Here is a 12,172-nt window from a genome sequence, read left to right on the forward strand (position 1 = left end):
TTAAATTCCGTGTTTTACTCTGTCCATTTCTTCAGCTTTTTTTGCACTGTTCCAACTTTCAAGATCCCCTGTCAGATAACCAGTTATTCTTCTGATTCTTGATATATTGTGACTTCCGCAAACAGGACAACTGTCATAAATTATTGCCTCAGTTCCACAATCTTTACATCTGTCGACTGGATGATTTATTGAACCATAACCTATTCCGCTATCTTTCATAACTTTTACTATTTTTAAAATTACACTTATATTTTTTCTAGCTTCTCCGTCTAATTCCACATAAGTTATATGTCCACCTTTTGTAAGTTTATGAAAAGGTGCTTCTTTTCTTATTTTATCAAAAATGCTTATTTCTTTTTTGACATCAATGTGAAACGAATTTACATAATAATCTCTATCTGTAACATTTTTTATCACTCCAAATTTTTCTCTGTCCATTCTTAAAAATCTTCCCGCAAGACTTTCTGCAGGAGATGCCAATACTGAATAATTCAAGTGATATTTATTTTTAAACTCATCCGCCACTTTTTCCATCTTTTCAATCGTATCATAAAGTGTCTTATATGCTAATTCATTTGTTCCATGTTCTACATCAAACAAAGCATACATCGCATTGGCTCCACCTACAAAACCTATCGCAAGTGTTCCGCTATTTATCGCCTCTCCCACTTCATCATTTTCTTTTTTATCTCCCAAACCTTTCCACAAATTATTTCCTTTCATAAATGGGAATTGTTTTGCAAGAGCGGTTTTTTGAAATTTAAATCTTTCTAATAATTGTTCTCCAGCGAGTCTTGACGTGTCCAAAACTTTTTCTTGAAATTCTTTTACTAACATTTCATTTTTTTTATCTATTTTTTCTTTTTCACTAGAAAATTTATTTTCTTTTTCCATTGCTAAAATTTTTTCTTCCACATCTTTTCGAGTTTCAACTGCAAGTCTAGGAAAATTAATACTTGTAAATGACAAATTTCCTCGTCCAAGACTTGTTTTTTCACCATTTACATTTTCAAAAACTCTCGTTCTGCATCCCATTGTTGCAATTTCGTATCTATATTTTTTAGGATCATTCATATCCCATTTTTCATGTCTATTAAACTCTGCATCAAGAAATACAAAATTAGGGAACAATCTACGACTGGTAGTTTCACAGGCGAGTAGTAACAGATCAAAATTTGGTGTTTCAAATTTTACATTTTTTTTACCTTCATCATAAATATTTTCGTCGCTTTTTACACTTTCTAAAAGATTTTCAAAATTACTTCGCGCTAAATTATAATCATTTTCAGAAAAATTTAAACCTTCTTTTACTTTAAAAATCTGAATTGGAAAAATTGGAGTTTCTCCTTTTCCAAGACCTTTTGAAGTCGCTCTTAAAAGTTCTTTTATGACCATTCTACCTTCATATGACGTATCTGTTCCATAATTTATTGAAGAAAAGACAACTTGATTTCCACCACGTGAATGCATTGTATTTAAGTTATGCAAAAATCCTTCCATCGCCTGATAAGTTTCTTTTTTTGTATCTTTATAGCTACTTTTTAACAACTTTTTCAAATCATTTTTAGAAATACTAAAATATTTTGATATTTTTTCATTTTCTTCTTCTGTCGTTTTTATCGAATCAACTGTTTTTTTCAAAAATGCTTTTGCATCTTTTTCATATTTTTCAGTAATTTCAACATCATTTTTAATTTCCACAAAATTTAAAATTCTATTTTTCAAATACTGTCTAAATGACTTTAGCACTCCTTTTGCCATATAAAAATCAAACGCTGGAATTGCTTGACCACCATGCTGTTCATTCTGATTTGTCTGAAAAATAATAGTCGCAAGAGTGGCATAAGTTAAAATACTTTGCGCTTCACGAATATAACCATGCTTTGTGACAAATCCTTTTTCAAACATATCTTCCAGATCATACTGAAGACAAGTTGTCGTTTTGCTTGGATAAAAGTCCAAATCGTGAATGTGGATAATCCCATCTTCATGAGCTTTTCTAAATTTTTCAGATATAAGATTTTCAAGTGCATAAACTTTTGAAACTTCACTTGCAAATTTCATCATTTGTCCCGCAGGTGTCATTGAAGACATGTTCGCATTTTCATTATTTGTATCATTTTTTTCCACATTTATTATTTTTTCAATTGTTTTATTTAAATTCGGTGTCAATTCTAATCCCATCTTGATTTTCTCTCCTTTATTTCATAAATTCCCCCATTTTCCCAAATCCTCAAAAAACACTATATGTTGTTATCATGATTAAATATTATCACAAAATATTGTGTTTTTCAAGATGAATTCTAAAAATTAAAATAATTTTAATCAAATAAAAATTATCAAATTTTTTGATTATACTGATTATGAATATTAGAGAAAAAAATAAAAAAATCAATTTCAAAAAAATTTTTTATCAAAAAAATCTTTGAAAATGCATAGATTTATAATTTTAAATATTGATTTTTTTACATAAAAAAGAACTGTCTCACTTGTGAAACAGTTCTATTTACACTATTTAATTTATTAATTCTGGACCAAAACCGAATCCTAAATATTTGTAAAGTGCATTATTTATTTTATAATCTTGTATTACTCCCCATTTATTCGGATATTTTTTTACATATACTTTAATATCACTTTCCATAAATTTCAAATCATTTCTTTTTACCACATTTAAATAAAATTCAGATATTTTTTCCAATAAAAAACTTTGATATTTATTTTCATTCATTTTTTGAACTTCTTTCTTGTTTTCATAAACTTTTTTCTCTATGTAATTTTGAAGTTCTGAATTATATGCTGTCAAATCAGGTGCTTTCATATGTACATTTAAAACTGCCTCTCCATTTTTTACTTCAGTATTTTTTATTTTATAAGTAATTTTTGAATTTGCAATTACCAAATAATCAGAAGAATTTGATAAAGATACACCAGTTTGACTTTTTGCAACTTCTTTCAGATTATTTTTTCTTTTTTTATCAACATTTGTCCCCAAAATTTTATTTGTATCTTCCACCGAATTTTCTAAAACATTTTTTTTCACATTATTAGGATTAATCTGAAAATCCATAAATTCATAAAAAGCATTATTTACGCTTTGTTTTAAATTATTTCCATTCGTAGTTTCAGAAAATAAAAATACACTAAAAAATAGAGACATCGTTAATATAATTTTTTTCATTTTTTCTTTCCTTTCAAAAACTTTTATTAAAAATTATAACATCTTATTCTTAGATTTTTATTTAAAAAGATTTTTTAGTCATTTTCATTTTTTATAATTTTTTTCTTAACATTTCATTCTACATTTTTCAAATAAAATATAGTGTCAATCTATCTATTTCAATTATGTGTCAAAAAATGTTTTTAATATAATTCTAAAAATTTATTACTAGCTTTCATTTACTGCTTAACCACTAGTCAAAGTCATCGCAATAAAATCTATATTTTCAATAGTTTTTTCTGCTAACATAAGTGCTATCACAAGTGAAGAAATTCCAAGTATACTATTTCCAACTGATATTAAATTTAATAATTGATACGATACTCCCATCATTGCAGCAGCCATAAAAATTGTGATTATTTGTATAATTATTATATTTAATCCTTTTTGAGCAATTTGTGATGTACTTTCCAAAAGAAAAAATATTAAATAAAAAGTTGAAAAAATCATTAACATCAATGTTTCAAAAATAATTACAATATATTTTGAAATAATTTTTGCACAAATCCAAACGCAGAAAATTAATAAAATTATTTTGGCGATATTTATAAATATTGCGAAAAATGTTTTAAACTTTAGTACATTTTGTAACAAATTAAGCGGTGTTGAAATAAAATTATCGGCTAACTTTCCTGGAGTTATATTTCTAAATTTCTCGGAGCTAAAAACTATTAAACCTAATTTATAAAACATAGAAAAAAATATTTCTGTGAATTCAGTTAATAAAGTCCCTTTTACTGTTTTGTTTCCAAAAGTATTTTCAAAACCAAGATTTATTTTGTAACTCACTGGCGTAATAAAAATAAAAGCAAGAATTAAATTTTTTATAAAACTTGGAAGAAGCATTTTCAATATTGAATACAAATCTACTTTTTCCACATTTTGCAAAATTATTTTTAAAATATTTATAATCATAAACGCCAAAATAATAAAACCTAAAATTTGACTTAACTTTGATGAAATTCCCCGATACAAAACAATTAATCCATAAAAAAGTGAATTTACCATTCTTTCAATTACACTCCCACCACCAATTTTGGCTCCTTCTTTAAATAGTCTTTCAAATCCTTTGTAATTTGTATCAGCAAAACAAAAATTACATATTCCAAAAAATATTGAGAGTATCCGATATTCTATTTTAAAAATTTTTTTATTATTTTTTTTCATAATTTCTCTTTTCTCAATTTTTTAATTAACTTCTTTTATATTCTTCCAAAACAATTTCATTTCCTGTAAAAACATTTAATTTAGTCCCAACTGGTATTTTAATCCGATTTTTTACTGAATTCCAAGCCTTATCTATTGTTTCCATCGAATCTTTTACTGTATTTACAGGATCTGTTATTATTTCATCCCATCTTGACGGATATCTTCGTGCAACTCTAGTCTTTCTATAATCCAGCACTAAATCTGCCACGCTAAATGAAAGTGCGAGCAATGATTTTCCAATCCTTTGAGTTAGTTTTGTATTCAACTTTCCTTTTGCACCAATTTCTCCTTTTAAGTCAATCACATTTGACTTTTCAAAAACAACCGTCTTGTTATTTGGAAGAATAATTTTGTCAACCATCATAAGCATCCTTGTATCGTTATTATTTTTCAGTGTGGAATAATTTCCAATTATTTTGCTTCCCATCGGAATCAGAATTTTGTGATGTCCATCTTTGGAATAGACGTTTTCAGAAACTATAGCCATAAAATAACTGGGAGTATCGCTATTCATTTTTGTTGAAGTTACAATTGGAATATAACTTCCCTGTTGCAGTGAAAAAGTATTTATCCCATTTGCTTTAGCTTTCGTTCTTATCTTTTTCTCAGCACTTTTATCAATTTTATCACTCTTATCAACACTCAAACTAGAATTATCATTTTTACTCAATGAATTTAACGCTCCAGATGATGGTTTTTCTATATTTCTTGGATGATACTCAGGTTTTTCAGGTTTAGAAATATTTCTAAAGGAGTAAATTTTATTTTGTTCATCGGATGAAATATTTTTATTAATTTTTTTTTGTATTTCATTTTTCGAAAAATCTTGAGCTTCAAAATTTTTACTTGAATGATTTTGAGTTTTGGAAATTTTATTTTGACTTTCGTTTTGATTTTTACTTTGAGATTCATTTTGATTCTCATTCTGAGCTTGAGCTATATTTTGATTATTTGAAATATTTGCACAATTTGGGTTGTTAATGTTATTCGGATTATTTAAATTAACTGTATCGCAAGGCTCATTTACATTTATTGCACTACTCTCATTTTGATTTCCTAAATTAAGATTTTTATTTTGAGCTTCTTCTGGATCAACTTCACCATCATAAACTGGTTGCTCCATATTTTGACTTAATTCATTTTGATTTTTATTTTTTTTAATTGAATTTTTTATCACACCAGGAATTGCAAGAAGTCCCACGATTATTGAAAATCCACCAATTGCAACATAGATTGGCAATTTCTTCTTAAACTTTCCACCTTTTTCTAAATCTTTTTTTGATTCATCTTCAAAATCTGAAATATCTCCAATGTCGTCTTCCAATTCAGTTTCATCAGCTTCCTCAATTATCAAATCTTCATCTTCATATTTTTTCAAATTATCTTCATCCATTTTCAATTTCCCCCTTTTATTTATGTTTAATTCTAACTTGTTTTTTCCCAAGTTTGAGCACCGCTTCCTTAATTTTCCTATGAACAATTATTTTATTAAATTCATATTCAAAATTAACCACCTCAAAACCATTTCCACTAGTTCCTTTTACCATTATAACAGGCGCTTCCTGTATTTCTTCAGGCAAAATTATGACAGTTTTTATCCCGTCAGTAAAAACTTGCGTCGGAGCAAAAGGTAAATTTTTATTTGTCACCATATAATTTGAATCCATTTTATTGACATCCATCAAAATAGAGTTTTTATTAAAGTCTTTTTTAACTGGAATTTTTGTCTTCATATCATTTTCAGAAGTCAAATAATTAAATTTCACAAATGGATTAAATATTTCAAGAGTCGAATACAAATTAAACATATAAATCCTTTTATTTGTTATGACATTAACATTTGAAGTTATATCAAGATCTGTGGGTCTGACAAACAAATAAACAGAATTATCTTCTCCTCCAAATTCCTGCTCCATCTCAAAATTAGAATTATTTCCACCAATAACAGCGATAATCTCTTCTTCTGGATCAAACTTTATCATCGTGACAAAATCTGGCGTGACATAAATGTCATAAATGCTGTCAGAATAGTAATCAAAAGTAGTCGCAACCCGTTTTATCGCATCTTGCTTTCCGGAAAGCAATTTTTTTATTTGCATTTTAGAAATACTTTCTTGACTCAAAAAATTTTCTTTATTTTCTTCAGCTTGTATAAAAATTCCAAATATAAGAAAAATTAATGCCTTTATCAAAATTTTATTTATTTTATTTATTTTTTTCATACTATTTTTTCATTTTCCTCCTTTTCATCTCAAAAATTTTTAAGCATCCAGCTCATCTTCATCAGTAAAATATTTAAACAATAAATTTATTCTATAATTGTCACCAAAGCAAATAATTCTACAAACTGCCATAAGAATTGCCGCTATTACAAATGCCATAAAATTTTTTGTAAAAACATACAAGATTCCCGTAAATCCCATTATTATTTTAAAAATTTGCAGAGGAACTCCCATAATTTCCATTTCATCCATAAGTGATGAAAAAATCTGTCTTTTCTTCATAATTTTCTTGTACGAAAAATATTAAAACTTCGTACTTTCCTTTCTTTAAATTTTTTCAATTTTTTTATATTTTAAAAATTCAATAATTCTTTGATTATCTCATCTTCCAAAATTCCATCAAATTTTTCTCTTACTTTTTCAAAAGTTTCATCTTTAATCCAATTTTCAACAATTTCATCATTATTTCTTTTAAAGAAACCACTTTTTTCAAAATTTTCAATAGTTTTTTCCCTTTTTAAACCAAAACAATTTGAATTTACAATATTTGAAATTTGCAATATTTTATAACCTTTCTGAAGTTCAACATATGTTCCAAGTAATTTAAAAACTTTACTAAAATCTGAATTATAATATCCCAATTCAATTTTAGATTTTTTATATAAAATTTCAATCTTTTCGTTATATTTTAAAATAATTTTATTAGCTAAAACAGCATAAATCAAAAAAGTATTTTTTTTCTCATCAAAATCTGGTTCAATTTCGATTATTTTTGAAATTACCAAAGAAAAATTTGAATTAACAAATTCAATTTCTATAATAAGTTCAAAAAATTTGAAAAATTTCTTTTTGTATTCTGTACTTTCTATCACTTTTTTTATATGAGTTTCAAAAATTTTATTTTCGTAATATAATTTAATTAAAAAAAATATTTTTTTATCTTTAATTTTATTTATTAAATATCTTAAATCATAAATTTTATTTTTATACTGAAGATAAATATTTTTTTTGCCAAAATCTAAAACAACAAATAAAAAAGCTATCTTTTCATTTTCTAAATAAAAATTTCCAGTAAGTTTCATTTTTTCCCCTTAATTTTTTTAAAAGTTAATTTTTTAATTTCTTTTTCCAATTTATTCACTTTTGTTTTTAGCCTAACTTTTTCTCCTTTATTCTGAAAATACATACAAATAAAAATTTCTGAAAATTTCATAACTAACGCTTTGTTCTCCAAAAAATTATCGTCATAAATGCCATCTAATTCATTTTTTTCAAGAAAATTTGCAATTTCATTGTCACTCATAATTTTTTTTAATTCTTCACTTTTATTTTCAATAAATATTTCCAATTTGTTTTTCATCCATGTTAACCCTTTCTAAAAACTTTTAAATATTTATTTTTTCAAAATCAATATTTTCTTTTAGTTTTTTTATTTCTTCTATTTTTTTTGCCATATTTTTCTTATTAAAATAAAACTTAAAATTTTTACCGCAATAAAAACATCCATCGTTTAGTGCCCTTTTAAATAAATTTATATAACTTTGCGCTTCTTTCAAAACTTCAAAATTAATTTTAGAAAAATCATAAAAATCGTTTGAATTTACAAACCAGAAATAATTTTCTGTTTTTTCCAAAAAAATATCAAGATATTCTTTCTCTTCGATAAAATCAAGATTTTCACTAATAAAACTTCCAGAAAAAATAATCAAATAGATTACATCGACAACAATTTTTAAATACAAATTTTTGAATTTTTTATTTAATGAAATAAAATATTCAGTTTTTTTTATTTTTTCAAAAGTAACTAAAATAACAAATATTTTGGAATAAATAAAAAAATAGCTTTTTTCTTTCTCGATATTTTCAGAAAATTCAATATTTATAATAATTCTTTCATCAAAATTAATATTTTCAATTTCATAATCTAAAAAAATTTTTTCCTCTAAATATTTATTTTTTCTAAAATTAACCTCACAATTTAAAATTTTTTCCAAATAGTTCACAATAAATTTATATTTTTTTATATTTTTAATTTTTTTATTTTTTAAAATTTTATAATTTTTAAATTCAAAAAAATTATTTTTTTTCAAAATATTAATTTTATTTTTTTGATATTCAGACAAAATTAAAGTATAAAAATAAATAAATCTAATATTTTTTTTCATAAATTACCTACCTTGAAATAAAAAATGTTAAAATAATTATCATCATTTGTAAAAAAAGAATAAATAACAAATAAAAATTATATTTTTTTATATTCGGATTATAATTTACAAATATCTCAGAAAATTTTTCGTATGAGATTTGTAATTTCAAAAGAAAAAACATAATAAAACTAATAAAAATTATCATTATCATCTTTGCATCTAAAAACAATGAAAATAAAAAAATTACAAAAAATATGATATAATTTTTTTTATCAAATTGTTTTCTTTTAAACTCAATCTTAAGTTTACTTTTTTTCACAAAATTTTCTTCCATCGTTTTAAAAATTTTTTTTAAATACAAATTGTTTTCTTTTGAAATTACAAAAAACAAAAATAATATTTCTAAAATTATTAAAACCAAAGTTAGTCCTTCCATTTTTTATCACCATTTTTTAATTTTATATTAATCTTATAAATTAATTTTACTATATTTTTTAATTTATTTCAATAGAAAAAATCAAAATTTTTAATTTTTTTTAAATATTTTATATTTTTTTTATATAGAAAAGTGAAATAAATGTGTAATTATCAATACTTGATATGATTTTTCAAAAATTTGACTTTTTTTAATATTTTGTTGTAAAATAAAAATGTAAAATATATATTTTATTTAATTTATTTTAAGTAATATAAAATAGGGGGGATTTTTATGGTAAATAAAAATAATATGGATATCTTAATAGATGTTTTAGATTCAGTTGATAAAAAAAATTTACAAAATTTCAAAAAAAATGAAACTAAAACTGAAAATTCTATCATAAAAAAAGAATCTGAAATTTCTTCAAAAACAGAAAATAAAGAAAAATCAATCGAAGAATTGAGAAAAGATGTATTAGAGAATGCTCAAAAAATATACAACAGAAATCCAAGACCAAAATATGCATGGGAAAGTCAAGGACCAAATTATTATGATTGCTCTGGGTTTTCCCAAAGTATTTACAAAAATGCTGGACTAAAGATTCCAAGAGTTTCTTCTGAGCAATCCAAATTTACATCTAAAACTTTAAAAAAATCCGAATTAAAACCTGGAGATTTAGTCTTTTACGGCAAAGACGAAGTCAATCATGTAGCAGTTTACATGGGAGATGGAAAAATTATGGAATCTGGAGGCGGTAACTCAAGAAATAACACTCCAGCTAAAGCGGGAGTCGGAATTAGAATAAGAAACATCGACGCTAGAAAAGATTTTAAGGGAGGAATTTCTTTGGAAGATGTCGCAATAAAAAACAAAGTTGTAAGTAAAACCGAAGAACATAAAACTATCCAGAATAACGACCGTCGTTTTGAAGAAATTTTCAAATATCTTTTAAAAGTGGAAGGTGGTTATTCCAACGACAAGAACGACAGCGGCGGAAAAACAAAATACGGGATTACTGAAAGAGAAGCTAGAAGTCATGGATATAAAGGCGATATGCGCAATTTATCCTTAGATTTTGCAAAAAAAATCTATGAAGAAGACTATTATAAAAAAAATCAGTTAGACAAAGTTGAAAATGATAAAATTGCCCTTTCCATTTGTGATTTTTCAGTAAATTCTGGTAGTTACGGAGTGAGAAAAGCTCAAGAAACATTAAATAAAATTAATGGTACCAACTTAAAAGTAGATGGTGTACTCGGTGAAAAAACATTAGAAGCATTAAATGAGATAAATCCTGAAACTTTCTTAAAAGAATATCATAATTCTCAAAGAAAGTATTACAATAGTATTGCTTATGGAAAAAATAAAGTTTTCTTAAAAGGATGGCAAAATAGAGTTTCTACTAAAGAAAATACTATTAGAAATATGAATACTGTTAAAAATAATTCACAGTCATTCACTAGATAACTTTAAAAAAATTATTTTAGTTTTTAATCTAGTTTCTAGAATTTATAAAATGTGCCTAAAAATTTTTTAAAATATTAGGTACATTTTGCATTATAAAAAATTTTTTTATACTTAAAAAATAAAAACAAAAAAGGAAAATTTGAGGAAAAATTTATGATTATAAATTATGGGAATAGCATAATTGCTAAAAATATTGAAAATGTAATTTTATTTGGAAAAAGCTCAATGAAAATTGTAATTTTAAATATTATTTTTATCGTTTTTATTCTTATGGTTTTAAATATTCTCTACGAAATTTTTTTAATTTCAATTGAAGATAATCCGTCCAAAGTAATATCAAAACTCACAAATGAATTAATTTTTTTTGGATTTATATTTTTTATTTTAATAAACTGGATAAGCGGACTTAATATTTTGGAAAATATTATTGAACCTGTAATCTTTAAAAAAATTCCAAAATATATTTTTAATTTTCAAATTGAAGGAAAAAATTTATTTATTGAAAATGGAACTTTATTAAATTTAGATATTCTCTGGAAAACTCTGGAAGAAATTCCAAGACGAATTTATATCTTAAAAGATACTTGGACTATATTTTTAGAATGGATTTTAAAAAGTAATTTAGGCACTACAATAATATTAATATTATTAAAGATTTTTATGTATTTTGTTATTATTATATTTTTTAGTGATATTCTGCAACTTATTTTAACTGTCCATTTAATTTATATCTTTTCAGGAATCTCATTTATATTTTTAGTATTTAAACCGCTAAGAGAAAATTATGGACTTATGATCCCAAAAATTCTTATTTCGACTTCAATTCAATATTATTTAACATTTATTTTGGTTGGAATATGTGTTGGATATTTAAAATTTATTTATTCAATTGGTGGAAAATTTGTATATATCATTGCAATTTTTCTTTTGATGGGAATAATAAAAAATATGATAAAAACTATTAATCAAATTGGAACAAAAATTTAAAAAGACTCTCTTAAAGATGAACTTAACCAAAAATCTTGAATACAAAAAATCAAGATAAAAAGTTTAACTCAAATAAAGAAAGTCTTTATTTTTTTATTTAATATATATCTGAGATATATTTATAGATTGAGCTTGGGAAGAATCACTTGCGCCTGACATATCAGAAATAAGTTTGGGACCAAACCAGGTTCCACCTATAATAATTCCATAAATTACTAAATTTTTGAATAATTCTGCCAAATCTAATTGCTGTCCTCTATATAAATTAAAAACTGAAATTGCAAACATAAGTAATCCTCCTGCCGTAACAATCCACTGAATCCAAGGAAGAAAACCCATTATTCCACCTAAAACTCTGTTAAATACCGTATTTGTCGCCATATTGGTATTTGTATTCACCGACATTCCCAAAAGTTGCTGATTTGCTGCATAAATTAAATTTGTTGATAAAAATATTAATAAAACTATTACTGTTGTAAAATTTTTTCTCATTTTTTCCCCC

At 24.4% G+C, this 12,172-nt stretch carries 12 protein-coding genes; 2 read left to right on the forward strand and 10 right to left on the reverse strand.

Annotated elements, in window-relative coordinates:
- From BCB68_RS01650 to BCB68_RS01690, 9 genes are all read right to left on the reverse strand, one after another.
- Positions 1-2,184, reverse strand: a complete 2,184-nt coding sequence (locus tag BCB68_RS01650) for an anaerobic ribonucleoside triphosphate reductase (protein ID WP_094079241.1) — start codon at positions 2,182-2,184, stop codon at positions 1-3.
- 331 nt (positions 2,185-2,515) lie between these two features.
- Positions 2,516-3,181 (reverse strand): hypothetical protein, encoded by a 666-nt coding sequence (locus tag BCB68_RS01655; RefSeq protein WP_094079242.1) that lies wholly within the window; start codon positions 3,179-3,181, stop codon positions 2,516-2,518.
- 225 nt (positions 3,182-3,406) lie between these two features.
- Positions 3,407-4,387: a hypothetical protein gene (locus BCB68_RS01660; protein WP_094079243.1), complete on the reverse strand. Its 981-nt coding sequence runs from the start codon at positions 4,385-4,387 to the stop codon at positions 3,407-3,409.
- 25 nt (positions 4,388-4,412) lie between these two features.
- On the reverse strand, positions 4,413-5,822 hold the full coding sequence (locus tag BCB68_RS01665; protein ID WP_157697342.1) for a TrbI/VirB10 family protein: 1,410 nt from the start codon (positions 5,820-5,822) through the stop codon (positions 4,413-4,415).
- 16 nt (positions 5,823-5,838) lie between these two features.
- The gene (locus tag BCB68_RS01670; protein ID WP_094079245.1) at positions 5,839-6,651 is read right to left on the reverse strand and encodes a TrbG/VirB9 family P-type conjugative transfer protein; all 813 of its coding nucleotides are present in this window, start codon (positions 6,649-6,651) and stop codon (positions 5,839-5,841) included.
- Positions 6,652-6,690: 39 nt separating this feature from the next.
- Entirely contained in the window at positions 6,691-6,933 is a 243-nt protein-coding gene (locus BCB68_RS01675) for a VirB3 family type IV secretion system protein (protein ID WP_094079246.1), read from the reverse strand.
- A gap of 71 nt (positions 6,934-7,004) precedes the next feature.
- Positions 7,005-7,733: a hypothetical protein gene (locus BCB68_RS01680; RefSeq protein ID WP_094079247.1), complete on the reverse strand. Its 729-nt coding sequence runs from the start codon at positions 7,731-7,733 to the stop codon at positions 7,005-7,007.
- Positions 7,730-8,011 carry a hypothetical protein gene (locus tag BCB68_RS01685; protein ID WP_094079248.1) on the reverse strand — a complete coding sequence of 94 codons (282 nt, stop codon included), beginning with the start codon at positions 8,009-8,011 and terminating at the stop codon, positions 7,730-7,732. The genes BCB68_RS01680 and BCB68_RS01685 overlap by 4 nt, the downstream gene beginning before the upstream one ends.
- A 25-nt stretch (positions 8,012-8,036) precedes the next feature.
- Positions 8,037-8,816: a hypothetical protein gene (locus tag BCB68_RS01690; RefSeq protein ID WP_094079249.1), complete on the reverse strand. Its 780-nt coding sequence runs from the start codon at positions 8,814-8,816 to the stop codon at positions 8,037-8,039.
- Between the two features lie 691 nt (positions 8,817-9,507).
- On the opposite strand from BCB68_RS01690, the gene BCB68_RS01700 reads away from it, so the two are divergent.
- Positions 9,508-10,683: a glycosyl hydrolase 108 family protein gene (locus BCB68_RS01700; protein ID WP_094079251.1), complete on the forward strand. Its 1,176-nt coding sequence runs from the start codon at positions 9,508-9,510 to the stop codon at positions 10,681-10,683.
- A 153-nt stretch (positions 10,684-10,836) separates the two neighbouring features.
- On the forward strand, positions 10,837-11,670 hold the full coding sequence (locus BCB68_RS01705) for a hypothetical protein (RefSeq protein ID WP_094079252.1): 834 nt from the start codon (positions 10,837-10,839) through the stop codon (positions 11,668-11,670).
- Between the two features lie 93 nt (positions 11,671-11,763).
- Here the strand turns inward: BCB68_RS01705 and BCB68_RS01710 are convergent, their stop codons facing one another.
- On the reverse strand, positions 11,764-12,162 hold the full coding sequence (locus tag BCB68_RS01710; RefSeq protein WP_094079253.1) for a hypothetical protein: 399 nt from the start codon (positions 12,160-12,162) through the stop codon (positions 11,764-11,766).
- Between the last annotated feature and the right edge of the window lie 10 nt (positions 12,163-12,172).

It is taken from the genome of Leptotrichia sp. oral taxon 498, assembly GCF_002240055.1.
Classification (GTDB): domain Bacteria; phylum Fusobacteriota; class Fusobacteriia; order Fusobacteriales; family Leptotrichiaceae; genus Leptotrichia; species Leptotrichia rugosa.

Coding starts and splice junctions, on each gene's coding strand:
- BCB68_RS01650 (WP_094079241.1), bottom strand. CDS start 2,184: ATGGGATTAGAATTGACACCGAATTTAAATAAAACAATTGAAAAAATA.
- BCB68_RS01660 (WP_094079243.1), bottom strand. CDS start 4,387: ATGAAAAAAAATAATAAAAAAATTTTTAAAATAGAATATCGGATACTC.
- BCB68_RS01690 (WP_094079249.1), bottom strand. CDS start 8,816: ATGAAAAAAAATATTAGATTTATTTATTTTTATACTTTAATTTTGTCT.
- BCB68_RS01685 (WP_094079248.1), bottom strand. CDS start 8,011: ATGAAAAACAAATTGGAAATATTTATTGAAAATAAAAGTGAAGAATTA.
- BCB68_RS01710 (WP_094079253.1), bottom strand. CDS start 12,162: ATGAGAAAAAATTTTACAACAGTAATAGTTTTATTAATATTTTTATCA.
- BCB68_RS01655 (WP_094079242.1), bottom strand. CDS start 3,181: ATGAAAAAAATTATATTAACGATGTCTCTATTTTTTAGTGTATTTTTA.
- BCB68_RS01700 (WP_094079251.1), top strand. CDS start 9,508: ATGGTAAATAAAAATAATATGGATATCTTAATAGATGTTTTAGATTCA.
- BCB68_RS01705 (WP_094079252.1), top strand. CDS start 10,837: ATGATTATAAATTATGGGAATAGCATAATTGCTAAAAATATTGAAAAT.
- BCB68_RS01675 (WP_094079246.1), bottom strand. CDS start 6,933: ATGAAGAAAAGACAGATTTTTTCATCACTTATGGATGAAATGGAAATT.
- BCB68_RS01670 (WP_094079245.1), bottom strand. CDS start 6,651: ATGAAAAAAATAAATAAAATAAATAAAATTTTGATAAAGGCATTAATT.
- BCB68_RS01665 (WP_157697342.1), bottom strand. CDS start 5,822: ATGGATGAAGATAATTTGAAAAAATATGAAGATGAAGATTTGATAATT.
- BCB68_RS01680 (WP_094079247.1), bottom strand. CDS start 7,733: ATGAAACTTACTGGAAATTTTTATTTAGAAAATGAAAAGATAGCTTTT.